The following is a 24,296-nucleotide window of genomic DNA, read 5'->3' on the forward strand; positions in this document are numbered from 1 at the left end:
GCGGACCGCCCGCCGGGCCCGCCGTACGGGTCCACCACCCGCCGTCCGGCCCGTACACGTACAGGTACATGCCGGAGCAAACCACCCCAGCCGGATCCAGCTGCCCAATCCTCATGAGACCGTGACGTCTTGGGCGGCCGGCACCCCGGCTGTTCCGGGCGGCCGGGCCAGCGTCTAGGGTTTCGGACGTCTGCCCATCGACGGACCCACACGGCGGGCACCGGACCAGAAGCGACGCCGCGCGTGCACACCGGCCGGGAGGGGCTTCGCCGCACCACGCTTTTGGGGGCTTCACCATGGACCCGATGAACCCGCTGCCGGACGACCACGATCCCGCCGACGACGGGGACCGCAAGGGCGGCGACACCGCCCGCCCGCGCGCCTCCCGCGACGACCTCCCCGCCCCGCTCGCCGCCGGGAAGGGACCCGCCCCCGCCCGCACCGCCCAGCTCGTCGCCGGCGACCTGCTGCTCACCGTGAACCCCGTCGACGGCAGCGAGATCGAGCGCTGCCCGCCCGGCCGCCGGCCGGAGCCGCCCGCCCGGCGCACCCCCGAAGAGCGCGCCGAACGCGACCGCGCCGCCGCCCCGCCCGTGCCGGCGGGCCCCGCCGACCCCCTCCCGCCCCTGCTGGAACGCGACGAGCAGCGCGAGCGGCTCGTCCGGCTGCTCTCCCGCGGCCGTTCCGTACGCCTCACCGGCCCGGCCGGCTCCGGTCGCAGCCGCCTCCTCGACGCGGTCGCGGCCGACTGCACCGACCTCGCCCCCGACGGGGTCATACGCCTGTCCGGCCACCGCCGTACCTCCGCCGACGTGCTGTACGACCTCTTCGCGGCCGTCCACCACACGCCCGGCCACCGGCCCGACCGCGCCGGGCTGCTGGCCCTCGTCCGCGAGATCGGCGCCGTCGTCCTCGTCGACGACCTGGAGTTCGGCGGCGCCGCGCTCGACGACCTCCTCGACGCCGCGCCCGAGTGCGCCTTCCTCCTCGCCGCGACGCCTGACACGCCCGCCCCGTCCCCCGACGCGGCCGTCGAGGAGGTCTTCCTCACCGGCCTCGACCGGAGCACCACCCTCGAACTCCTCGAGCACGTCGTGGACCGGCCCCTCACCGACGACGAGGCGAACTGGGCCGGCGACCTCTGGTTCGAGTCCGAGGGGCTGCCGCTGCGCTTCGTCCAGGCCGCCGCCCTGCTGCGGCAGCGCGACACCCTGCGCACCCCGCCGTCCGGGGACGCGGACGACGCCGGCGACAGCGTCTTCACCGACCTGCACGACCACCCCCTGCCCAGCCTCGCCGAAGCGGCCGCTCCCGCCGCGCTGCTCGCCTCCCGGCTCTCCGAGGCCGCCCGTGACACCCTGCGGTTCGCCGTCGCCCTGGGCGGCGAGCTGCCCCACCAGGCGCACTTGCCGGCCCTCGTCGGCGACACCCACGCCGACGCCGCGCTGGGGGAGCTCGTCCGCTGCGGGCTGCTCACCCCGGTGGGCCCGCGCCACCGGCTGGCCGCCGGCATCACCGAGCAGCTCCTGGAACACGGCTACGGCGAGGGCGCCCTGACCCGGGCCCACACCGCGGCGCAGCACTACGCCTGGTGGGCGGGCCACCCGTCGGTCGCCCCCGAGCGGGTGGCCGCCGAGGCCGACGCCGTACTGGCCGTGCTGCACGTGCTCTCCTCCAGCCAGGAGGCCGGCCACGCGAGCGCCGCCGTGCTCCTCGCCCGCAGCGCGGCGCCGGCCCTCGCCGCCGCGCTCCACTGGGGCGCCTGGGAACGGGCGCTGCGCTCCGGCCAGGCCGCGGCCCGCCTCGCGGGCGAGGTCGCCGAAGAGGCGTACTTCCACCACGAGCTGGGCGTCCTCGCCCTGTGCCAGGGCAACCTCGACCGGGCGCGCGCCGCGCTGGAGGCCTCCATCGGCCTGCGCGGCGCCCTCGCCGACAAGCGCGGCACGGTCGCCGGGCGGCGGGCCCTCGCCCTGGTCGCCGACCGGGAGCGCGGCATCGGCGAAAGCCGTACGGCGGCCGGTGAGCCGCCCGCGGCGCGCCAGGGCGAGTCGCCCGCGCCGTTCGCCGGCGCCTTCGGCCCCGGCCCCGGCCGCACCGCCCCCGGCGCGGGTGGGGGTGCGGGTGCGGCCGACGGCGGTACCGGCTCCGGCCGGCCCGGCCCGGCCGCCGGCGCGGGAGCCGCGGCCGGTGCGGCGGGCGGCTCCACCGGCGACGGCGGCACGGGCGCGGTGGGTGCGGCGGGCGCTGCCGGTCTCGGTGCGGCCGGGGCGGCGGGACGACCCTTCGGTACGGGCGCCGGCAGCCTCGGCGCCGCGGGTATGGCTTCGGGCGCCTCCGGTACGGGCACGGGCGGTGGTGCGACCAGCGCGGCGGCCGACTTCGACGCCGCGTTCGGCGAAGGCCCCGGCTCCGGCACCGCTTTGGGCACCGGCACCGGCCGTACGGCAGCCGCCGGGTCGGCCCACGGCGCCGTCGCCGACTCCGGGGCGGCCGGCACGTACGCGTACCCCCGGCAGGCCCGCCCCGTCCGCAAGGGGCTGCGGGGCACCCTGCTCAGCGGCGCCCGGCGCAACCTCGTCGCGGCCGCCTCGGGCGCCCTCCTCGCGGCCGTCCTCGGTACCGTCGTCACCCTCGGCGCCACCTCCGGCGACGCCACCGGCGGGGGCGGCTCCCCGGGCGGCAAGGTCACCACCGAGCAGTCGGCGGGCGACGGCGACACCGGCGGCGCCGGCGACACCGGCGTCGACGACTCGGACGGGCAGACGCCCGACGACGGCACCACGGGCGGCTCCGGCGGCGGTACGGGCGGCGGCTCCACCGCCGTCCCCGGCGGCGGTGAGCCGAGCTCCTCCGCCCGCCCGGGCGCCACCGGCGCCACCGGCTCGACCGGCGACCCGTCCACCCCGGGCACCGACCCGTCGAAGCCCGGCGGCGGCACCACCGGCGGCGGCACCGGCCCCTCGACCGGCGGCACCTCCTCCTCGCCCGGTACGTCGGGCTCCCCGACCACGGGCGGCCCGACGACGACCAGCCCCGGCCCGTCCGGGTCCACGACGACCACGCCGGAGCCGACGGACACCGCCACGGACCCGGGCCCGACGGAGACGGCCACCGACCCGGCCACCACCGGGGGCGCCGCGGGCGGCACCACGGGCGGGGACGGCGGGGGCGACAGCTCCGGCGGCGACAGCGGCGGCGGAGCGTCGTCCACCGCCACCGGCACGCCCGCGGACACCGGCACGGCGACGGGCACAGCGGGCACCGCGGTCTGAATCTCCCCCCGCCGTTCGTGCGGCGGCCGCCCCGCCGCACGCGGCGCCGTGCTCCGCCGCAGCCCGGCGCCCCCCGTTCGTGCGGTAGGGGCGTCCGGGGCGGGGGAGGGGCTCGGGACGTGACACGACGACCCCCGGGTGGCGGGAGCCGCCCGGGGGCCGTCACGCGCCCGTCGCGGGCGGGGCCGTCAGAACAGCCGCAGCTTGTCGTCCTCGATGCCGCGCAGCGCGTCGTAGTCCAGCACCACGCAGTCGATGCCCCGGTCCGTCGCCAGGACGCGGGCCTGCGGCTTGATCTCCTGTGCCGCGAACACCCCGCGCACCGGGGCCAGGTGCGGGTCCCGGTTCAGCAGCTCCAGGTAGCGGGTGAGCTGTTCGACGCCGTCGATCTCGCCGCGGCGCTTGATCTCCACGGCGACGGTGGCGCCGTCGGCGTTCCGGCACAGGATGTCGACCGGACCGATCGCCGTCGGGTACTCCCGGCGGATCAGTGTGTACCCCGCGCCCAGTGTCTCGATCCGGTCGGCGAGCAGCTCCTGGAGGTGCGCCTCCACGCCGTCCTTGATCAGACCGGGGTCCACGCCGAGTTCGTGGGACGAGTCGTGGAGGATCTCCTCCATCGTGATGATCAGTTTCTCGCCCGCCTTGTTGACGACCGTCCAGACGCCCGCGGACTCGCCGTCACCCTCCTTGAGGGTGCACGGCGGGGACATCCAGTTGAGGGGCTTGTAGGCCCTGTCGTCGGCGTGGATCGAGACGCTGCCGTCCGCCTTGACCAGGATCAGACGGGGAGCGGAGGGCAGGTGGGCGGTGAGCCGGCCCGCGTAGTCCACGGAGCAGCGGGCGATGACGAGACGCATGGTCGGCAACGCTACTCGACGCATGTGCTTCCGCGCGATTCGGTGCCAAACGCCCGTGATTCCCTGGCCTGTTGTGTCCCAATCTCCTGGTGCGGTCAAGGCGGCGCGCATACCGTGGAAGCGGGAGGTCGTCACTCGTGCACTCTGCGTGTCTACGGGGGCTCCTCCTTCCCTGCCCGTAAGACCCCGCTCCCGCGGGGTCGCGAGAGGAGAACCCATGTCGCTCGACGTCTCACCGGCGCTGTTGGAGCAGGCCGAGCGAGGCGAGGTCGACGAAGCGGCCTTCGTCGACTGCGTCCGGACCTCCCTGCCCTTCGCATGGGAGATGATCAGCTCTCTGGTGGTGCGGCTGAAGGTGGACGGGGGTGCGTTCGCCGACAACCAGACGCCCCCGCCGGACGAGCAGGCGCGTGGGCAGCTGCTGCGTGCGCTCGCGAGTGACGCGATCCGGGGGGCGCTGGAGCGCCACTTCGGTGTCCGTCTGGCCTTCCAGAACTGCCACCGCGTCGCGGTGTTCCCGCTCGACCCGTCGGTCGACGAGCGGTTGGCCCGGTTCACCTCGGCCCGGGCCCAGCTGCTGAACCAGTCGGCCGAGCTGCGCGACTGCTGACGCCGCACGCGTGTTGCCGCTCCGCATCACCCGGGAGGTGTGATCGGTGCAGGGGCGGCAGCAGGTCGGCGACCGGGCAGGTCCACCGCCGGGGCCGGCGGGCCGCTCACACCAGCAGCGGCAGGACCTCGGCGCCGAGGCGGCGTACGTTCTCCTCCGTCGCCGCGACCTCGCCCGAGCCCTCCACCAGCAGCGCGAACCGCCGGATGCCCGTCCGCTCCGCCGTGGCGGCCAGCCGGTCCGCCGCCAGCCGGGGCGTCCCCACCGGGTGCAGTCGGCAGAGCAGCTCCGTGTAGGCGACGGGGTCGCGCATCGATCGGCGTCGGCCGTCCACCGTCACGTGGGCGTCCAGCCCCTGCTTCAGCCACCCCGGCATCGCCTTCAGCAGCGCCTCCGCCGCGTCCGGCGTGTGGTCGGCGAGCTGCGCGACGCCCGCCGAGACGTGGCCCTCGGCGATCCGCGCCACCTCGTCCGGCGTGTGCCCGGCGGCCAGCGCCTCACGGCGCCACAGGGCGGTCATCTCCGCCTTGTCGTCGTCCCCGCAGTGCATGCCGAGCAGCATCGGCAGCCCGCGCTCGGCGGCGAGCCGCACGCTCCTCGGCGACGTGCAGGCGAGGACCGTCTCCGGGGCCGGGGCCCCGTCGATCAGCTCGTCGGGCCGCGGTACGACCGCCACCTCCCGGAAGCGGTGGCGCGGCCCGTCCGCCCCGACGCGGTCGCGGCGCAGCCAGCGCAGCAGCACGTCGAGGGAGTCGGGGAAGTGCCGCTCGTACGCCTCCAGGCCCGCGGCGAACACCTCCAGGTCGACCCACGGGCCGCCGCGCCCCACCCCGAGGGTGAAGCGCCCGCCGGAGGTGATGTGCAGCAGCGCGGCCTGCTCGCCCAGCGCCACCGGGTGCGCCGTCGGCAGCACGCTGACCGCCGTGCCCACCCGGATACGGCGGGTGCGGCCGAGCAGCAGCGCCGCCAGGGTGATCGCCGACGGGCACACGCCGTACGGCACGAAGTGGTGCTCGGCCAGCCACACCGAGTCCAGCCCGGCCTCCTCGGCGGCCTCGGCGGACCGCACGGCCCGGTGCAGGGCCTCGCTGTGTCCCTGACCGGGAAACTGGGCCGCCAGTACGAAAGTTCCCACGCGCATCGCCTGATGCCTCCTTGCCGGCCGACGCGGCTTCCCTCACGGGCAACAACGCCTGACACGTGCCAAAGGCAACGGCCGTGCGGAGAGTTCTTGCGATTTTCCGCTAACCGCCTCCTCGCGGGGGGCGTTCGTCCACCGGGAGCGCCCCCGCCCGCCCCTCCCCGCCGGCGCCCCCGCGCCCCCGCCCGCGACGTGCGCCTTCCGCCCGGTACGGCACCGGGGGCGCCCGCCGGGCCGTGCCGGGCGCCCCCGGTGCGGCCCTTAGGCTGGACCGGAGACCGCAGCCCGTACCCGCGCCCCCGTGAGGTGTTCCGTGTCCCCGCGCCGCAACCAGCCCCCGAAGCGGGGCGGAGCGAAGTACCCCGACCTCCCGGGCGCGGGTGAGGGCGACCGGTACGGCGGCTTCCAGCGGACCGAGACCTGGCAGGGCGAGGAGTGGTCGGTGCGGCACGTCGCCGGGGCGAGCGCGATGGGCAAGCGCTACCGCTGCCCCGGCTGCGACCAGGAGATCCCCTCGGCCGTCGCCCACGTCGTCGCCTGGCCGCAGTACGGGGGCGTGGAGGACCGCCGGCACTGGCACAAGGCGTGCTGGAACGCGAAGGACCGCCGCACCTCCCGGGTGCAGCGGTCCCGCAACGCACCCCGGTACTAGGGGACGTCTCCGGCGCCTACACGTCCCGGCGGTCGAGGGCGACGTACGCCCCGCCGAGGGCCACGGCGGTCACCACGAGCATGATGCCCAGCGACTGCCAACCCGTCGGCCCCGGGCCGCCGGCCATCGCGCCGCCGCTGTACATGACCGCCAGCATGCTCGGGATGGAGTACTCGACGAGCGCGTTGCGCAGGCCCTGCAGGGACTCGGTGTAGAGGCCGATCGCCAGGACGAACGGCATCAGCACGAGGCCGATCACGGTCGTGATCGCCCCGGCCGAGTGGCGCAGCAGGGCGCCCACGGCGAGCGACAGCAGGCCGAGGGTGGCCATGAAGAGGCCCACGCCGACGGTCGCGCGCACCCACTGCGCGGCGGTGGCGCCGCCGGTCGTGCCGAGGACCGCGGACTGCGCGGCGGCGGTGAACGCCGAGACGAGCGTGGTGATGGTGAAGACCAGCCCGAAGAAGACGACGCACTTGGCCGTGAGGACCCGGCCGCGGCTGGGGCAGGCCGTCAGCGAGGTGCGGATCATCCCGGTGCCGAACTCGGAGGTGATCGTCAGCACGCCGAGGGTGATCACGCAGACGGTGCCGAGCAGCATCCCGACCATGCCGAGGTCCAGCGCCGTGCCGCCGACCTCGCCGCCCTCCGGGATCCGGCCGATCGCCACGGCCAGCATGATCCCGATCCCGGCGACGACCGCGACCATGACGCCGAGCGTCCAGACCGTCGACCGCAGTGACCTGATCTTGGTCCACTCGGAGGCGATGGCGTCCCCGAGGTGGGCGCGGCGCACGGGGATGGGGGAGGTGTACGGGGTGGTGGTCATCGGGTGTCCTCGGTGCTGTTCTCGTGCGTACGGCTCTCTCGGGCGCCGCCCCCACGTCCGGCGCCCGGGCCGGGCGCACCGGACGGGCCGGGGGTACCGGACGGGCCGGCGGGGCCGGACGGTGCCGTGCCGGGCGGCGGTGGCGCGTACCAGCCCTCCAGCGGGACGTCCGGGACGACCGGCCCCTGCTCCGGCAGCGGGCCGAGCTCGGCCAGCCGGTCGTCGGTGGAGCGGTAGTCCACGGCCGACTGCGTCAGCCGCATGTACGCCTCCTCCAGCGACGCCTGGTGCGGCGAGAGCTCCCACAGCCGCACCCCGGCGCCGTGCGCCAGGTCGCTGATGCGGGAGAGGGCCAGCCCGGTCACGCGCAGCGCCCCGTCGCGCTCGGGCAGGACGAAGCCGCCGGCGCCGGTGAGGGCGGCCGTCAGCTTCTCGCGCTGCTCCGGCTCGTCCGAGGGGACCCGGACGCGGGCGAAGCCGGCGGAGTTGGCGGCGATGAACTCACGGACGCTCATGTCGGCGAGCAGCCGGCCGCGGCCGATGACGATGAGGTGGTCGGCGGTGAGGGCCATCTCGCTCATCAGGTGCGAGGAGACGAACACCGTGCGGCCCTCGGCGGCCAGCGCCTTCATGAGGTTGCGCACCCACAGGATGCCCTCGGGGTCCAGGCCGTTGACCGGCTCGTCGAAGAGCAGCACCTGCGGGTCGCCCAGGAGCGCCGCGGCGATCCCCAGCCGCTGGCCCATGCCGAGCGAGAAGCCGTTGGACCGCTTGCGGGCCACGTCCTGCAGGCCGACGACGCCCAGGACCTCGTCCACCCGGCCCGCGGGGATCCCGGCGAGCTGGGCGAGGGCGAGGAGGTGGTTGCGGGCGGTGCGGCCGCCGTGCACGGCGCGGGCGTCGAGCAGGGCGCCGACCTGGCGCGGGGCGTTCGGCAGCTCCCGGAACGGGTGGCCGCCGATGGTGACCCGCCCGGAGGTGGGCCGGTCCAGGCCGAGGATCATGCGCATCGTCGTCGACTTGCCGGAGCCGTTCGGCCCGAGGAAGCCGGTGACGACGCCGGGCCGGACCTGGAACGAGAGGTCGTCGACGGCGGTCTTGGCGCCGTAGCGCTTGGTCAGGCGGACAGCCTCGATCATTCTCCAGCCCCAGCACAGGTCGGTTCGTCAAGGGGCGCCGCCGCGGACGGGACGCGGGGGCCACCCGTAGGAGGTAAGAGGGGGATCCGGCCGTAGCGGTTCCCGCCTCCACCCACAACCTACGCGTCCACAACTCACGCGTCGCGCCGCTTCAGCACCACGTAGCCGCCGACCAGGGCCGCCACCACCCACAGCAGCATGATCCCGAGCCCGCCCCACGGCCCGTACGGGGCGGGGTCCTGGCCCATGGCGTCCGGGACCACCTGCATGATCTTGGAGCCCGCCTGGTCGGGGAAGTACCGGGCGACCTCCCTCGCCTTCGGCACCGCCGCCAGGATCTGGGACACCAGGAAGAAGAACGGCACGAGGATGCCCAGCGACAGCAGCGGGGAGCGCAGCATCGCCGCGACACCCATCGAGAAGACCGCGATGAGCCCCATGTAGAGGCCGCCGCCGACCACCGCGCGCGCCACGTTGTCCTCGGTGATCGTCGTGCTGTGCTCACCGAGGAGGGCCTGCCCGACGAAGAACGACAGGAAGCTGGTGACCAGCCCCACGGCCAGGGCCAGCAGCCCCGCCACCGCGATCTTGCAGAAGAGGAACGCCGCCCGCTGCGGCACCGCCGCCAGCGACGTGCGGATCATGCCGGAGCTGTACTCCGTGCCGACGACCAGGACGCCGAAGACGACCATGGCCAGCTGGCCGAGCATCATCCCGGAGAAGCTGACCACCGTGGGGTCGAAGGTCAGCCGCTCCGCCTCCGGCAGGTCGTCGAAGAGCGACCGGGTCAGCGCGCTCAGCCCCGCGCCGACCGCGACCGTCACGACCAGGGCGCTCGCCAGCGTCCAGACCGTCGAGGCGACCGTGCGGATCTTGGTCCACTCCGACCGGAGTACCGCCGGTACCGATGCCATCGTTCAGGCCCCCTTCACGCCCGCGCCCCACTGGGGCTGGGCGGCAGTGTGTGCGTGGTACTCGACCGCTCCGGCGGTCATGCGCATGAAGGCCTCCTCCAGCGAGGCCCGCTGGGCGCTCAGCTCGTGGAGGACGAGGCCGTGCCGCGCGGCCAGCTCGCCGACCCGCTCCGTCGACGCCCCGTCGATCTCCAGCGCCCCGTCGGTGCCGTCCACCGGCGTCATCCCCTCCCGCTGGAGGACGTCCCGGGCGCGTTCCGGCTGCGGCGTGCGCAGGCGTACGAACGCGCGCGAATTCCGCTGGATGAAATCCGCCATCGTCGTGTCGGCCATCAGCCTGCCCTGCCCGATGACGATCAAGTGATCCGCCGTCAGCGCCATTTCGCTCATGAGATGGCTCGACACGAAGATCGTTCTTCCTTCGGCCGCGAGCTGTTTCATCAGATTGCGGATCCAGTGAATTCCCTCGGGATCCAGCCCGTTGACCGGTTCGTCGAACATGAGAATCCGTGGATCACCCAGCAGCGCGGCGGCGATTCCGAGCCGCTGTCCCATACCCATCGAGAAGTTCTTGGACTTCTTGCGCGCCACCGCCGTCAACCCGACGATGTCGAGCACCTCCCCGACCCGCCGCTCGGGGATGCGGTTCGCCTGCGCCAGGCAGAGCAGGTTGTGGTACGCGCTGCGTCCGCCGTGCATCGCCTTGGCGTCCAGCAGGGCGCCGATGTACTTCAGCGGCTCCTGGAGCTGCTGGTACCGCATCCCGTCGATCCGCACCGTCCCGCTCGTCGGGGCGTCCAGACCGAGCATCATGCGCATCGTCGTCGACTTGCCCGCGCCGTTGGGTCCGAGGAAACCCGTGACCATTCCGGGACGGATGGTGAAGGAGAGTCGATCGACGGCCGTCTTCGTACCGAAACGCTTCGTCAGGCCCTCTGCTTCGATCATGCGCCCACGCTACGGAAGCGGATGGCCCCCCGCCACCTGAATGACGGAGGGCCATCGGGAGTACGCGCACGGCGGTCCTCACGGGGGAACAGGACCGGGTCGCGCGGCGGCCGCGCCGGGGCGCGGCGGCTCGTACGCCGGGGTGTCAGCGGGACTGCTGCGCCGGGACGCCGCGGGTCGTCGACTCGTCGTCGCTCGGCACGTTGGCCGCGGCGACCGCCGCACCGGTCAGCGTCGCCAGCATCTCGCGGACGTTGGTCAGCTGGGCGTTGATGGAGTCGCGGCGGTTCGTCAGCGCCGCCAGCTCGCGCTCCGATTCGCTGCGGATGCGGTCCGCCTTGGCGTTCGCGTCGGCCACGATGTCCTCGGCCTGGCGCTGCGCGGTCTCCACCGTCTGGCGGGCGCGGCGCTCCGCGTCCGTCCGCAGCTTCTCCGCCTCCAGGCGCAGCTGCTCGGCGCGGTGCTCGATCTCCGCGAGCCGCTTCTCCGCCTTCGCCTGACGCGAGGCCAGGTCCCGCTCGGACTGCTCCCGCCGCTTGGCGAGGTTCGTCTCGAAGTCGGCGGCGGCCTGCGCGGCCTTGGCGCGGGTCTCCTCGAAGAGCGCCTCCGCCTCCTCGCGCTTGGACTGGGCGTCCTTCTGCGCCTCGGAGCGCAGCGAGTTCGCCTCGGACTGGGCCTTCTCGACGATGCGGACGCCCTCGTCCTCCGCCTTCGCCTTGCGGTCCGCGGCGAACGACTCGGCGTCGTTGCGCACCTGCTGGGCCGCCGACTCGGCGAGCTCGCGGTGCTGCTCGGCGGCGCGACGGGCCTCCTCGCGCAGGTCCTTGGCCTCCTCCTCGGCGAGGCGGAGGATCTTCTCGACGCGGGCGCCGAGGCCGGCGTACGACGGCTCGGCGTCGCTGACCTGCGCCTGGGCGTTCTGCGTCTCGAGGTGCAGCTCCTCGATGCGCTTTTCCAGAGCGGTGATTCGGGCCAGAGCACTGTCACGGTCGGCGACGAGCTTGGTAATGCGGTCGTCCACCTGACCGCGGTCGTAACCACGCCGCACGAGCTCGAAGCCGAAGGGGGAGGATGTGTCGCTCATGGGGTTCCTGTCGAATGAGACCGGTGAGGTGTTAGAGGGAATCCTAGGGGCCGAGGCGGCGTGTCATCGAGCGGATGACCGTTTGATTGGGAGAATGTCCAGCCTTTTGAGTGGCCTAGTCGGTGTTTGACTTGCCACTCGAACGGGTACTCCCGGCTGCCGCTCCGGCCTTCACGCCGCTGTCCTTGGCGCCACCGGTCGGTGCCTCGAAGGACTCCAACGCCTCCAGTACCGCCTGGACACGGGAGATCTCCGTCTGGATGTCCCCCTGCCGACGCACGAGCACCTCCAACTCCTGCCGTCCGTCCGCCACCACACGGGCGGCCTCCGCCTCCGCCTCCTCGCGGATGCGCTGCGCCTCGCGGTCCATGTCGGCCTTCTTCTGGTTGGCCTCCTTCAGCAGGCCCTCGGCCTTCCTCACCGCGGCGATACGGACCTTGCTCGCCTCCGAGTTGGCGCCGGAGAGCAGCTCCTCGGCCTTCGCCTCCGCCTCGGCCAGCTGCTGCTCGGCGGTCTTCACCAGCTTGTCCGCCCGCTCGCCCGCGACGCGCACCTGCTCGGCGCCCTCCCGGCGGGCGCGCTCGTGCAGCTCCTCGATCTCCGACTCGGTCCGCGTCCGGAGCTCCTCCATGCGCTCCCTTATGGCGTTGGCGTCGCTGCGCGCGCCGACCAGCAGCTCGTCGGCGTCCGTACGGGCCTTCTCCACCAGGGCGTTGCCCTCGATGGTCGCCTCGGACACGATGCGCTCGGCCTCCTTGCGGGCGGCCCCGACCATGGTGTCGGCCTGCGACTCGGCGTCCGTCGTGGCGCGCAGCGCCTCCTCCTGCGCCTTCGCCACCAGCTGGTCCGCCTGCTCGGCGGCGTCGGCGCGCCGCTTGTCGGCGGCCTCCCGCGCCTCGTCCAGCAGCCGGTCCGCCTCCGTACGGGCCTCCGCGCGCAGCTGCTCGGCCACCTCCTCGGCCTCCCGGAGGTGCTGCTCGGCCTCCTCGCGGAGCCGCTCGGCGGCCCGCTGCGCGGAACCGACCGTCTCGGCGGCCTCCGTCCGCAGCCGCTCGGCCTCGCCGCTCGCCTCCGCCACCAGCTGGTCCGCCTGCTCGGCGGCGTCGGCGCGCCGCTTGTCGGCGGCCTTGCGGGCCTCGTCCCGCAGCTGCTGGGCGTCCGCGCGCGCCGCGGCGCGCAGCCGCTCGGCCTCCGCCTCGCCGTCGGCCTTCACCCGCTCGGCCTCCGCGCGCAGGCGGGCCGCCTCCGCGCGCGCCCCGTCGAGCGCCGCGGTCGCCTCGGCCGCCAACCGGCCGGCCTCCTCGGACGCCAGGGCGGTGACGCGCTCGGCCTCGCCCGTCGCGTCGCCGACGATCACCTCGGCACGGGCCGTGGCGTCGCCGACGAGCTTGTCGGCCTCGTTCGACGCCTCCGTGACGAGCCGGTCGGCCTGGGTGGCCGCCTCGGACCGGATGCGGTTGGCGTCGCCCCGGGCCTCGGCCCGCGTCCTCGCCGCGTCCTGTTCGGCCGCGGCGAGCGAGTCCGACGCCTCGGTGCGCACCCGCTGCGCGTACTCGGAACTGTCGGTCTTGAGGCGCTCGGCCTCCGCGAGGGCGTCCCGGACGGTCCGGTCGGCGAGCGCCTTCGCCGCCTCGGTCTCCTCCTGCGCCCGCTCGCGGACCCGCGCGGCGTCCTCGGCCGCGCGCTCCCGCTCCTGGTAGGCGTCGGCGCGGACGCGGTCCGCCTCCTCCTGCGCCTCGGTCCTGGTCCGCTCGGCGGCGTGCTCGGCGGCCGACCGCAACCCGGCGATCTCCTCCTCGGCGGCCTCCTGGAGCCCGGCCACCGATTCGCGCACCTGCTGCGCGGTCTGCTCGGCCGCGGAGACCAGCTCCGTGGCGCGCTGGTCCGCCTCCTCGACGAGCCGCTGCGCCTCCGCCTGGGCCTCCTCGACCCGGGTGCGGGCCGACGCCAGCAGCTCCTCGCTCTGCCGCCGGGCCCGGTCGCGCTCCTGGTCGGCCTCGGCGCGGGCGGTGCCGAGGGTCTCCTCGGCCTCGCGGCGGCGCCGGTTGGCCTCCTCCTGCGCGGCCGCCAGCTCCTCGGCGGCCTCCGTCTTGAGCCGCTCGGCCGCGGCCTGGGCCTCGGCGCGTACCCGGTCGGCGGTCTCCTGCGCCTCCGTGCGCAGCCGCTCGGCCTCGGCGGCCGCCTCGGCGCGCAGCCGTACGGCGGCGTTCTCCGCCTCGGCGCGGGCGCCCGACGCGTCCGCGGCCGCCTCGGTGCGCAGGCGCTCGGCCTCCTGCTCGGCCTGCTCCTGGAGGGCGCGCCGGCGCTCGGCCGCCTCGGTGCGCAGTCGCTCGGTCTCCTCGGCCGCCTCCCGGCGCAGGCCCTCGGCCTGCGCGCGGGCGTCGGCGAGGGTCTGCTCCGCCGACGTGAGGCGGGACTCGGCCTCCTCGTGGAGCCGGGCCAGCTCCTCGGCGGCCTCCGCGCTCCGCGCCGCGACCCCGCGCTCGGCCTCCTCGCGCAGCGCGGTCGCGGCGGTCTCGGCGGCCGCCCGTACGGACTCGGCCTGCTCCTCGGCTTCGGCGCGCAGCCGGTCGGCCTCGGCGCGGGTGCGCTCCAGGATCTCCTCGGCCTGGGCGCGCAGGGTGGTCGCGCGCTCGATGGCCTCGGCGCGGACCCGCTCGCTGTCGGCGGCGGCCGCGGTGCGCAGCTCGTCGGCGTCGGACTTCGCCTTGGTCAGCAGCTCCTCGGCGGTCCCGGCCGCCTCCTCGATCTGCTGGAGCGCCTCGCGCCGGGCCTCGGCGCGGATCCGCTCGCCCTCGGCGACGGCCTCCGACCGCAGCTGCTCGGCCTCCCCGCGCAGTCGGCGGGCCTCCTCCTGGAGCTCGACCGTCTTGGCGCGGTACTCCTTGGTGTCGTCCTTCGCGGCGCCGCGCAGCTGATCGGCGGTGTCCGCGGCCTCCCCCACCAGGCGGTCGGCCTCGGCCTCGGCCTCGCGACGGATCCGCTCGGCCTCCTCGCTCGCCTTGCGGGTGGTGGCCTGGGCGTCCTCGGACGCCTTGCCGAGCATCTCCTCGGCGGCGCGGGCGGCCTTCGCCAGCTGCGCGGCGGAGTCCTCGGCCGCCTTGGTGCGGGACTTCTCGGCGGCCTCGGCGACGAGCTTCTCCGCCTCGGCGCGGGCGTCGGCGAGCGCCTGCTCGGCCTCCGCCTTGAGGGCCTCGGCCTCCTTGGTGGCCTCGCCGACCAGGCGCGCGATCTCCGTCTTCGCGGTACGGCTGCGCTGCTCGTTGGCCGACTCGGCGGCGGCGAGCCGCTTCGCGGCGTCCTCGGTGGCGGCGGCGACGACCTTGTCGGCCTCGGCGCGGGCGAGCCGCAGCCGCTCCTCGGCCTCCTGCATGCGCTGCTCGGCGCCCCGGCTGAGCTCGGTGGCCTGCTGCCGGGCCTGCTCGGCCTCGGTGGCGGTGGCGGTACGCAGCCGCTCGGCGTGGCTGGTGGCCTCCTGGGCCTGGGCGGAGGCGGCGTTGAGCAGCCGCTCGGCGTCCCGGCGGGCACGCAGCAGCGTCGCCTCCGCCTCGGCGCGCGCGGCCTCGGACTCGGCGGCCAGCCGCTGGCGGGCCTCCTCGGCGACCCGGGCGGCCTCGGCGCGGGCGGCGGCGAGCGCCTGCTCCGCCTCGGCGCGCGACTCCTCCATCAGGCGCCGCGCCTGGGCCTCGGTACGGGCCCGCAGCTGCTCGGCCCAGGCCACGTTCTCGTTGACGTGCGCCTCGACGGTCCGGCGGCGCTCGGCCAGCTCCTGGTCGAGCTGCTGGCGCCGCTGCACGGCCTCGTGGTGCAACTCGGCCTGGAGGCGGGCCTGGTGCTCGGCGTGCTCCTGCAGGATGCGCTGGGTCTGGGCGCGGGCCTCGCGCAGCTCGCGCTCCGCGTCGGTGCGCATCTGCTCGGCCTGCATCTGGGCGTTGCGCAGCATCTGTTCGGCCTGGTAGCCGATGTCCGCGCTGTCGTAGGCAGGCCGGGAGGCGATGGCACGCCGGGCCTCGTGGAGCTTGGCGCGCAACACCTCGACCTGGTAACCGAGGTCCTCGGCGTGCTGGACGGCCTTCTCCCGCTCGGTCTTCAGCCGGTCCATCTCGGCTTCGAACCGCGAAAGGTGGTCGTCGTCAGCCCGGTGGCTCTCCTGGCGTTCGTAGCCCCGCACTGCGCGGTCCCATCCGTCCCCTGGTCGCGAACTCTCTTCGTACGGGCACCGTTCGCCGGCGAACGGACCCCCGGGGAATGGTCTCAGATCGACGCTTCCGACGACGACGCCGTGGCGCGGCACCGACCCGGCCCCGGCCCGGAGCCGCCCACTCTACCGGGCCGGGAATCCGTCAGGTCAGTGCTCCGCTGAGGCGGGCTCAGCGGACGTGACCAGTTCGGTGAGGACGCCGTGGCAGTCCTTGGGGTGCAGGAACGTGATCCGGGACCCCATGGAGCCGCGGCGCGGCTCGTCGTAGAGGACCCGCACGCCCTTGTCGCGGATGTCCGCCGCGTCGCCGTCGACGTCCGCGGTGCCGAACGCGATGTGGTGGACGCCCTCGCCGTTCTTGGCGAGCCACTTCGCGACGGTCGAGTCCTCGCGGGTGGGTTCCAGGAGCTGGAGGTAGGAGGCGCCGCCGTCCGAGGTGCCGTTGATCCTCAGCATGGCCTCGCGGACGCCCTGCTCCTCGTTGACCTCGGTGTGGAAGACCTCGAAGCCGTAGGTGGAGCGGTAGAACTCCACGGTCGTGTCGAGGTCGTGACAGGCGATCCCGATGTGGTCGATTCTGGTGAGCATGCGACCAGTGCAGCGCTCCACGGGGTGGTTACGCAACGTGCGCGCCGTCACACCGACCGCCCGGTGACCGGGGGCAGTACCGCTCAGTACATTGGCGGTAAACCCTCGTTCACTCCGCAGCCCCCCAGGCTGGAAGGGGATCGTCCTCATGTCTGGAACGACCGGTACCACCTCCGTCATCGTCGCGGGCGCACGCACGCCCATGGGTCGACTGCTCGGCTCGTTGAAGTCCTTCTCCGGTGTCGACCTCGGCGGCTTCGCCATCAAGGCCGCCCTCGACCGGGCGGGCATCGGCGGCGACCAGGTGCAGTACGTGATCATGGGGCAGGTGCTCCAGGCGGGCGCCGGGCAGATCCCCGCCCGTCAGGCCGCCGTCAAGGCCGGCATCCCGATGAACGTCCCGGCGCTCACGATCAACAAGGTCTGCCTCTCCGGCCTCGACGCCATCGCCCTCGCCGACCAGCTGATCCGCGCGGGCGAGTTCGACGTGATCGTCGCCGGCGGCCAGGAGTCCATGACCAACGCGCCGCACCTGCTCCCGAAGTCCCGTGAGGGCTACAAGTACGGCGCCATCGAGATGCTCGACGCCATGGCGTACGACGGCCTCACCGACCCCTTCGACAACATCGCCATGGGCGCGTCCACCGAGCGGCACAACACCCGCCTCGGCATCCGCCGCCCCGAGCAGGACGAGATCTCCGCCCTGTCGCACCAGCGCGCGGCGGCCGCCCAGAAGAACGGGCTGTTCGAGGCGGAGATCACGCCCGTGGAGATCCCGCAGCGCAAGGGCGAGCCCGTCCTCTTCGCCAAGGACGAGGGCATCCGGCCGGAGACCACGGCCGAGACGCTGGCCAAGCTGCGCCCGGCGTTCTCCAAGGAGGGCACGATCACGGCCGGCTCCTCGTCGCAGATCTCCGACGGTGCCGCCGCGGTCGTCGTGATGAGCAAGGCCAAGGCCGAGGAGCTGGGCCTGGAGTGGATCGCGGAGATCGGCGCGCACGGCAACGTCGCGGGCCCGGACAACGCGCTGCAGTCCCAGCCGTCCAACGCGATCCAGCACGCCCTGAAGAAGGAGGGCATGGATGTGGCGGACCTCGACCTGATCGAGATCAACGAGGCGTTCGCCGCCGTGTCCGTCCAGTCGATGAAGGATCTGGGCGTATCCCCTGAAAAGGTGAACGTCAACGGTGGCGCGATCGCCCTGGGCCACCCGATCGGCATGTCCGGTGCCCGTATCGTGCTCCACCTGGCGCTGGAGCTCCGGCGGCGCGGCGGCGGGACCGGCGCGGCGGCGCTGTGCGGCGGCGGCGGCCAGGGCGACGCGCTGATCCTCCGCGTCCCGAGCGCTTCGGCGAAGTAAGGAGTCTGTACGAGATGGTGGACGTCCCCGCACTGGTCGCCCAGGCACGGGAGGGCAGGCCACGGGCCGTGGCCCGGTTGATCTCGCTCGTGGAGGGGGCGTCCCCGCAGCTCCGTGAGGTGATGGCGGCCCTCGCCCCGCTCACGGGCGGCGCGTACGTGGTCGGCCTGACGGGTTCGCCCGGGGTCGGCAAGTCCACGTCGACGTCGGCGCTGGTCTCCGCGTACCGCAGGGCGGGCAAGCGGGTCGGCGTCCTCGCCGTGGACCCGTCGTCGCCGTTCTCCGGCGGCGCGCTGCTGGGCGACCGGGTCCGGATGTCCGAGCACGCCTCGGACCCGGGCGTCTACATCCGCTCCATGGCCACCCGCGGGCACCTGGGCGGTCTTGCGTGGTCGGCCCCGCAGGCGATCCGCGTCCTGGACGCGGCCGGCTGTGACGTGGTGCTCGTCGAGACGGTCGGCGTGGGTCAGTCCGAGGTGGAGATCGCCTCGCAGGCGGACACGTCGGTGGTGCTGCTGGCGCCCGGCATGGGCGACGGCATCCAGGCGGCGAAGGCCGGCATCCTGGAGATCGGCGACGTGTACGTGGTGAACAAGGCCGACCGGGACGGCGCGGACGCCACGGCACGCGAGCTCAACCATATGCTGGGCCTCGGGGAGGCGCGGGCGCCGGGCGACTGGCGGCCGCCGATCGTGAAGACGGTCGCCGCGCGCGGCGAGGGCGTCGACGAGGTCGTGGAGGCGCTGGAGAAGCACCGCGCCTGGATGGAGGAGCACGGCGTCCTGGCGGAGCGCCGCAGGGCCCGCGCCTCGCACGAGGTGGAGACCGTCGCGGTCACCGCGCTGCGCGAGCGCATCGGCGACCTGCGGGGCGACCGGCGCCTGGGCGTGCTGGCGGAGCGGATCGTGTCGGGCGAGCTCGACCCGTACGCGGCCGCCGACGAGCTCGTGGCGGGCCTGACGGGCCGCTGAGCGGGCGTACGCGAAGGGCCCCGCCCCCGATCGGGGGGCGGGGCCCTTCGCGTGTCACGGTCCCGTGGAGGGTCGGTCGGCGTGGCCCCCACCGGGAGGAGAGGCGCCCCGCGGGGCAGCGCGGGGTCGTGCGGAGGTGCGCGGGGCCGCTAGGGCTTGCCGCGCAGGCCGCGGAGGTGTTCCGCGATCGGCCGCAGCGAGGCGTGGAGGTCGGTCAGCGCCTCGGGGGCCAGCCGGTCGATGAAGTGCCTGCGCACCGACTCGACGTGGTGCGGCGCCACCTTGTGCATGGTCTCCATGCCCTGGTCGGTGAGGACCGCGTACAGTCCGCGCCGGTCCGACTCGCAGTTCTCGCGTCGGACCAGGCCGGCGTTCTCCATCCGGGTGATCTGGTGGGAGAGCCGGCTCTTGGACTGGAGGGTCGCCGCGGCGAGGTCGCTCATCCGCATGCGCCGCTCGGGCGACTCCGAGAGGTTCACGAGGATCTCGTAGTCGTTGTAGGTCAGGCCGAACGGCTGGAGGTCCTTCTCCAGCTGGTAGGTGAGTAGTCGGTTGACGTCGAGATAGGTGCGCCAGGCGCACTGCTCGCCATCGCTCAGCCACGAGGTGGCCGTCTCGGTCTCCATATGTGGATTCTACCTAAGATGTTGAATATTGGACGAAGTAGTGACGCCGCTTCGCTCCCCGTCCCCCGTCCTCGACCGACCACGCACGTGCGCAGGCGTTCGAGCGCGTCACACTCCGCAGACTACCGCTCACAGCCCGAAGCGACGCTGGAGGTCCCCCAGCTGGCCGGGAAGGCGCGGTGACGCACCGTGCGACCCCTGGCCGGAACCCTGTCCGGTGTGCGGCGCCCCGCCCCCCGGGACGCCCGGCTCGTGCGGGACGGTTCCGGTGCCCTGCTCCGGCACCAGCGTCTCCGTCGACTGGAGCAGCACCGTTCCCGCCCCGACGAACTCGAACTGGTGCTCCTCGCCGGACGCCCCACCGAGCCCGGTGAGCGCCCGTACCCCCCCGAGGACGCCCCGTAGGTAGCCGTGGTCATAGTGGTGGCACGGCGAGGGGCAGTCCGCCCACCCGACGAGCGCCTGCGGGTCGACGCGGATCGGCGGCTCCATGAAGACCACCTCGCCGTTGGACGCGGCGACGAACTTGCCCGTGCCGATCAGCGTGAGGAAGCCCGGCACGATCGACTGCTTCAGCGACAGCGACGGCTCGAAGGCCAGGAGGCTGCCGGCCCGGATCGTGAGGTTGCCGTCCTCCAGGTCGAAGGAGTTCACGTCGAAGGCCCGGTCCGCCAGGAGCATCCGGCCACTGCCCTCCGCCACGACCCAGTCACCCGCGTGCATCGGCGAGTGGAAGCTCGTGCGCACCAGCCGCTCCAGGGCGCCGTGCCCGACGCCGTTGAAGGCGATGTCGCCGTAGTAGGCGATCATCTTGCCCTTCTGCAGGAACCACCGGGAGCCCTTGAGTTCCACGCAGAAGGTGTACGGGTTGACGTTGTCGTCACTCGGGAGGTTCGACGGGTCGAACACCGCGGACGGGCTCACAGCTTCTCCTCCGACGCCTGGACGTACACCGCGCCACTGCCGCTCAGCTCCAGCTGGAACGCCTCGCCCGAGCCGCGCCCCACCATGTCGCGCCACCCGAGCGCCGTGGAGAGCTTGTTCCGCACGTCGCCGTGGTGGGCGACGTACGCCTGGGGGTCCACGTGGACCGACCGCCCGGGGGTGATCGGCAGCTCGATCACCCCGCCGTGCGCCATGACGGCGACGGCGCCGTGCCCCTTGAGGGTCGTGGTGAACAGGCCCTGCCCCGTCACCTGGCCGCGCACCATGCCCATGACGCCGCCCTGGGAGCCCATGAACATCGTGCCCTGCTCCAGGGTCCCGTCGAAGGCCAGCAGCCGGTCCGCCTCGACGTACAGGGTGTCCCCGGTCAGCCGGATCACCTGCACGTGGTGGCCGCCGTGCCCGAACATGACCGTGCCGTCGCCCTCCACCGTCATCAGCGGCGCGGCCTCCCCGGCGACGCGCCGCCCGATCATCGCCATGACGCCGCCCTGACCGCCGGCGGTGTTCGGCGTGAAAGTGACCTCCCCGCGGTACGCCAGCATCGCGCCCCGCTGGCTGAACAGCCGCTGCCCCGGGGCGACGGTGGCCTCGACCATCTTGGAGTTGACCTCCCGGAACGGCATCAGACGTCGCCCCCCACGGTGTTGCGCTCGCTCGGCTGCACGTACACGATCCCGTCGCCCTCGAACCGGATCTGGAACGCCTCGCCGCCGCCCTCGCCCACGAGGGTGCGGAAGGTGACGCCGGACTGGAAGGTCTGCCGCAGGTCGCCCTGGTGCGCCACGTACGCGCCCGGGTCCACGGCGAGCGGGTGCTGCGGCGTCACGCGCAGCACGACGGCCGGGCCGTCGGAGGTGATCGCGACCTGGCCCGAGCCCTCGACGGTCGTCGTGAACAGGCCGTTGCCGCTCGCGCCACCGCACAGCCCGGTGAAGGTCGTACCGGTCCGCAGGCCGGCGTCGACGCACAGCAGGTTGCTCGCCTCGACCCACAGCCGGTCGCCCTGGAGCCCCAGCACGGTCACGTCCGAGGCCCGGTCGGCGAAGTAGCAGGTGCCCTGCCCCCTCACCTCCATGACCTCCATCTGCTCCCCGGTCAGCCGCCGGGTGACCATGCCGCGGAGGCCCTCGCCGCCGCCGCTCATCTTCTTGAAGGCCATCTGGCCCTCGTACGCCACCATCGCGCCGTTCTTCGCCTTGACGGCGTCGCCGGCCAGGTCGACGGCGAGCGCTTTGCTGCCCTGGAGTCGGAAGGTTGCCACGCACCGACCGTAACGGGCGCGGCCGGGCCGGGGACAGCGCCCCGGGCGGGTCGCCGCCCCTGATGGAGTCTTGGGGGGCGCACCTGACAGAATGGGCGCACGCTTGTGCATCCATTCACAAGATCGACCCCGCGCAGAAGGTGCTCGTCCCGTGGACATCAAGACCGCATCCGCCCTCCACCGCCTCCGGCTCGTCTCCGGTCCCGAGGCCACCTCCTTCCTCGTGCTGCTCGTCTGCTCGGTCCTCAAGCGCACGACGGAGTTCAACGCCGTCCCGTTCATGGGCGCCGTCCACGGCTTCCTCTTCCTGCTGTACGTGGTCTTCTGGCTGGACGCGTGGAAGAACGCGAAGTGGGACGTGAAGACGGGCGTGCTGTTCTTCGTGCTCTCCGTCGTCCCCCTCGGCGGCTTCTACGGCGACCGGAAGCTCAAGCGCGCCGCCGACGACGCGGTGATCGCCTCCCGCGCCCGCACCGAGGGCACGGTGGGCGCGTGATCGTCGCCTTCTCCGTCACCCCGCTCGGGGTCGGCGAGGACGTCGGGGAGTACGTCGCCGACGCCGTCCGCGTCGTCCGCGAGTCCGGTCTGCCGAACCGCACGGACGCCATGTTCACCTCCGTCGAGGGCGAGTGGGACGAGGTCATGGACGTCGTCCGGCGCGCGGTCGCGGCCGTCGAGGCGCGCGCCCCGCGCGTCTCCCTGGTCCTCAAGGCCGACATCCGGCCGGGGGTGACGGACGGCCTCACCTCGAAGGTCGCCACCGTGGAGCGCCATCTGGCCTGAGCGCCGCGGGCGCGCGGTGGCCGCACCCGCGCGCGGCGCCGAGGGGTGCCGCGCCGAGGGGCGCCGCCCCGCCCGAGTGGCCGTGAGCCCGGCCGGCGGTCCGCCGGCCGGGCTCCGTCGTGCCCGGGCGCGTTCCGCCGTGCCCGACGGGCTGACATGACGTCAGGGCAGGGGGTCAAACCCGTACGCGGTCGATACGCCCACTCGGATGCCCTCCGTTCGACATGTACTGGTGTGTCCACTTCTGTGGGGACAAGCGATCCCGCTCGACAGGCTGGAGGCACCCGTGCTGCGGTCGGAGAGCATCGGCGACAGCGACAGCAGGAGCCCGCGCCTCGGCGGGGACCGGGCCGGGGCCGCGGGCGGCCCCGGCGGCTACGACTACGACGCCCACAGCCGCCTCGCCGGGCCCCTGACGGAGCCGGGCCCGTCGGCGTACACCGTCCGCTACCGCTCCCTGCTGGCCCGGCAGCCGCACCGCGGACGCGCCGTCCTCCTCATGACGCTCGCCCCCGTGCTCTCCGCCGCCCTCCTCGCCTACCTCGTCTGGCCCGGCCACTGGACCCGCCGGGAGGGCGGCGACCGGTGGCTGGTGGCCTTCGACGCGGTCATGCTCGTCTCGATCGCACTGATCTGCCTGTTCATGCTGGTCAACGTCGTGTCGATCGCGCACGCCACGCTCGTGGCGCGCGACCCCGTGCCCGTGCGCCCCGTGGAGGGCACCCGCGTCGCCTTCCTCACCACGTACGTGCCCGGCAAGGAACCGCTCGCCATGGTCCGCGCCACCCTGGAGGGCGCCGTGCGGGTGCGCCACGCGGGCGTGCTGGACGTGTGGCTGCTCGACGAGGGCGACGACGACCGGGCACGGGCCCTGTGTGCGGAGCTCGGCGTCCGCCACTTCACCCGCAAGGGCATACCCGAGTGGAACCGGCCGGCCGGCGTGCACAAGACGCGCTCCAAGCACGGCAACCACAACGCGTGGATCGCCATGCACGGCCACGACTACGAGTTCCTCGCGTCCGTCGACACCGACCACGTCCCGCTCCCCGGCTTCCTGGAGCGCATGCTCGGCTACTTCCGCGACCCCGACGTCGCGTTCGTCGTCGGCCCGCAGGTGTACGGGAACTACGCCTCGCCCGTCACGAAGGCCGCCGAGTCCCAGCAGTTCCTCTTCCACGCCCTGATCCAGCGCGCCGGCAACCGCTACCGCGCCCCGATGTTCGTCGGGACCAACAACGTCGTCCGGCTGAGCGCCGTCTTCCAGGTCGGCGGGTTCCAGGACTCCGTCACCGAGGACATGGCGACCGGCTTCGAGATCCACCGCCGCAGGAACCCCCGGACCGGCCGGCACTGGCGGTCCGTCTACACGCCCGACGTCCTCGCCGTCGGTGAGGGCCCGGCCTCCTGGACGGACTTCTTCACCCAGCAGATGCGCTGGTCGCGGGGGACGTACGAGACGCTCGTCAAGCAGTACTGGAAGGCTTCCTTCCGGTTCCCGCCCGGGCGGCTCCTGAACTACACCCTCCTGCTCGTCTACTACCCGATGACCGCCGTCAACTGGTTCCTCGGCGTCCTCAGCTGCACCCTCTACCTGTGGCTCGGCGCCTCCGGCACGCAGGTCTCGTCCTCCGTGTGGCTGATGCTCTACAGCGACGCCGCGGCCCTCCAGATCGGCCTGTACCTGTGGAACCGGCGCCACAACGTCTCCCCCCACGAGCCGGAGGGCTCCGGCGGCCTCGCCGGCATGGCGATGTCGGCGCTCTGCGCGCCCGTCTACCTCCTGTCGCTGACCGCCGCGGTCCGGCGCACCGGCGGCCGGTTCGTCGTCACGCCCAAGGGCGGCGCGGCCAGCCCCGACCGGCTGGGCACCTTCCGGATCCATCTGGGCTGGGCGGCCGTGCTGGCCGCCGGCCTCGTCGTCTCCGCGCACCTCGACCACACGCACGTGGCCATGCGCACCTGGGCCGTCCTGGCCCTCGCCGTCTGCCTCGCCCCCGTCGCGGTCTGGGGGTGGACCACCGCCCGGGAGCGCCGCGTCACCGGGCGGACGGCCGAGCTCGGGGACGAGCCCGGGGTCGCCCTCGCCACCACACCGGGAGGGAGCTGACC

21 protein-coding genes are annotated in these 24,296 nt (G+C 74.0%); 8 read left to right on the forward strand and 13 right to left on the reverse strand.

Going from position 1 to position 24,296, the window contains the following annotated elements; translation table 11 throughout:
• Positions 1-296 precede the first annotated feature (296 nt).
• Positions 297-3,272, forward strand: a complete 2,976-nt coding sequence (locus tag NRO40_RS20740; protein WP_257375468.1) for an ATP-binding protein — start codon at positions 297-299, stop codon at positions 3,270-3,272.
• 188 nt (positions 3,273-3,460) lie between these two features.
• Here the strand turns inward: NRO40_RS20740 and nucS are convergent, their stop codons facing one another.
• Positions 3,461-4,132: an endonuclease NucS gene (gene nucS / locus NRO40_RS20745; protein ID WP_058944539.1), complete on the reverse strand. Its 672-nt coding sequence runs from the start codon at positions 4,130-4,132 to the stop codon at positions 3,461-3,463.
• A 217-nt stretch (positions 4,133-4,349) separates the two neighbouring features.
• Between nucS and NRO40_RS20750 the strand changes: the two genes are divergently transcribed.
• Entirely contained in the window at positions 4,350-4,742 is a 393-nt protein-coding gene (locus NRO40_RS20750) for an SCO5389 family protein (protein ID WP_058944540.1), read from the forward strand.
• 106 nt (positions 4,743-4,848) lie between these two features.
• Here the strand turns inward: NRO40_RS20750 and NRO40_RS20755 are convergent, their stop codons facing one another.
• On the reverse strand, positions 4,849-5,883 hold the full coding sequence (locus tag NRO40_RS20755) for an LLM class flavin-dependent oxidoreductase (protein ID WP_058944541.1): 1,035 nt from the start codon (positions 5,881-5,883) through the stop codon (positions 4,849-4,851).
• Between the two features lie 313 nt (positions 5,884-6,196).
• Between NRO40_RS20755 and NRO40_RS20760 the strand changes: the two genes are divergently transcribed.
• Positions 6,197-6,535 (forward strand): hypothetical protein, encoded by a 339-nt coding sequence (locus NRO40_RS20760; protein ID WP_058944542.1) that lies wholly within the window; start codon positions 6,197-6,199, stop codon positions 6,533-6,535.
• 16 nt (positions 6,536-6,551) lie between these two features.
• On the opposite strand, the gene NRO40_RS20765 is transcribed toward NRO40_RS20760, so the two are convergent.
• The 7 genes from NRO40_RS20765 to mce form a co-directional block, all read right to left on the reverse strand.
• Positions 6,552-7,364: an ABC transporter permease subunit gene (locus NRO40_RS20765; protein WP_058944543.1), complete on the reverse strand. Its 813-nt coding sequence runs from the start codon at positions 7,362-7,364 to the stop codon at positions 6,552-6,554.
• Positions 7,361-8,503, reverse strand: a complete 1,143-nt coding sequence (locus NRO40_RS20770; RefSeq protein WP_058944544.1) for an ABC transporter ATP-binding protein — start codon at positions 8,501-8,503, stop codon at positions 7,361-7,363. The genes NRO40_RS20765 and NRO40_RS20770 overlap by 4 nt, the downstream gene beginning before the upstream one ends.
• A 134-nt stretch (positions 8,504-8,637) precedes the next feature.
• Positions 8,638-9,417: an ABC transporter permease gene (locus tag NRO40_RS20775; RefSeq protein WP_058944545.1), complete on the reverse strand. Its 780-nt coding sequence runs from the start codon at positions 9,415-9,417 to the stop codon at positions 8,638-8,640.
• A 3-nt stretch (positions 9,418-9,420) separates the two neighbouring features.
• Positions 9,421-10,365 (reverse strand): ABC transporter ATP-binding protein, encoded by a 945-nt coding sequence (locus tag NRO40_RS20780; protein WP_058944546.1) that lies wholly within the window; start codon positions 10,363-10,365, stop codon positions 9,421-9,423.
• Between the two features lie 145 nt (positions 10,366-10,510).
• Positions 10,511-11,449, reverse strand: a complete 939-nt coding sequence (locus NRO40_RS20785) for a coiled-coil domain-containing protein (RefSeq protein ID WP_058944547.1) — start codon at positions 11,447-11,449, stop codon at positions 10,511-10,513.
• A gap of 115 nt (positions 11,450-11,564) precedes the next feature.
• Positions 11,565-15,620, reverse strand: coding sequence for a polarized growth protein Scy (scy, locus tag NRO40_RS20790; RefSeq protein ID WP_058944548.1), 4,056 nt, complete (start codon positions 15,618-15,620; stop codon positions 11,565-11,567).
• Between the two features lie 177 nt (positions 15,621-15,797).
• Positions 15,798-16,238, reverse strand: a complete 441-nt coding sequence (gene mce, locus NRO40_RS20795; protein WP_058944549.1) for a methylmalonyl-CoA epimerase — start codon at positions 16,236-16,238, stop codon at positions 15,798-15,800.
• 148 nt (positions 16,239-16,386) lie between these two features.
• Here mce and NRO40_RS20800 point away from each other — a divergent pair, with 148 nt between their 5' ends.
• Both NRO40_RS20800 and meaB read left to right on the forward strand, forming a co-directional pair.
• A complete protein-coding gene (locus tag NRO40_RS20800; RefSeq protein ID WP_058944550.1) occupies positions 16,387-17,598 on the forward strand; it encodes an acetyl-CoA C-acetyltransferase in 1,212 nt (403 codons plus the stop codon).
• A gap of 14 nt (positions 17,599-17,612) precedes the next feature.
• Positions 17,613-18,569, forward strand: a complete 957-nt coding sequence (gene meaB / locus NRO40_RS20805) for a methylmalonyl Co-A mutase-associated GTPase MeaB (RefSeq protein ID WP_058944551.1) — start codon at positions 17,613-17,615, stop codon at positions 18,567-18,569.
• Positions 18,570-18,718: 149 nt separating this feature from the next.
• Here the strand turns inward: meaB and NRO40_RS20810 are convergent, their stop codons facing one another.
• The 4 genes from NRO40_RS20810 to NRO40_RS20825 all read right to left on the reverse strand — a co-directional run bounded on the left by NRO40_RS20810 (position 18,719) and on the right by NRO40_RS20825 (position 21,404).
• The gene (locus tag NRO40_RS20810) at positions 18,719-19,195 is read right to left on the reverse strand and encodes a MarR family winged helix-turn-helix transcriptional regulator (protein WP_058944552.1); all 477 of its coding nucleotides are present in this window, start codon (positions 19,193-19,195) and stop codon (positions 18,719-18,721) included.
• 129 nt (positions 19,196-19,324) lie between these two features.
• Entirely contained in the window at positions 19,325-20,119 is a 795-nt protein-coding gene (locus NRO40_RS20815) for an AIM24 family protein (protein WP_058944553.1), read from the reverse strand.
• Complete coding sequence (locus NRO40_RS20820; RefSeq protein ID WP_058944554.1) at positions 20,116-20,766, reverse strand: AIM24 family protein; 651 nt, start codon at positions 20,764-20,766, stop codon at positions 20,116-20,118. Before NRO40_RS20820 ends, NRO40_RS20815 begins: the two co-directional genes overlap by 4 nt.
• Positions 20,766-21,404, reverse strand: a complete 639-nt coding sequence (locus tag NRO40_RS20825) for an AIM24 family protein (RefSeq protein ID WP_058944555.1) — start codon at positions 21,402-21,404, stop codon at positions 20,766-20,768. The genes NRO40_RS20820 and NRO40_RS20825 overlap by 1 nt, the downstream gene beginning before the upstream one ends.
• A gap of 151 nt (positions 21,405-21,555) precedes the next feature.
• On the opposite strand from NRO40_RS20825, the gene NRO40_RS20830 reads away from it, so the two are divergent.
• From NRO40_RS20830 to NRO40_RS20840, 3 genes are all read left to right on the forward strand, one after another.
• Entirely contained in the window at positions 21,556-21,900 is a 345-nt protein-coding gene (locus NRO40_RS20830; RefSeq protein ID WP_058944556.1) for a DUF3817 domain-containing protein, read from the forward strand.
• A complete protein-coding gene (locus tag NRO40_RS20835) occupies positions 21,897-22,187 on the forward strand; it encodes an MTH1187 family thiamine-binding protein (RefSeq protein WP_058944557.1) in 291 nt (96 codons plus the stop codon). Before NRO40_RS20830 ends, NRO40_RS20835 begins: the two co-directional genes overlap by 4 nt.
• Before the next feature lie 412 nt (positions 22,188-22,599).
• Positions 22,600-24,294, forward strand: coding sequence for a glycosyltransferase family 2 protein (locus NRO40_RS20840; RefSeq protein ID WP_232791234.1), 1,695 nt, complete (start codon positions 22,600-22,602; stop codon positions 24,292-24,294).
• Positions 24,295-24,296 lie beyond the last annotated feature (2 nt).

This window comes from Streptomyces changanensis (genome assembly GCF_024600715.1).
GTDB lineage: Bacteria > Actinomycetota > Actinomycetes > Streptomycetales > Streptomycetaceae > Streptomyces > Streptomyces changanensis.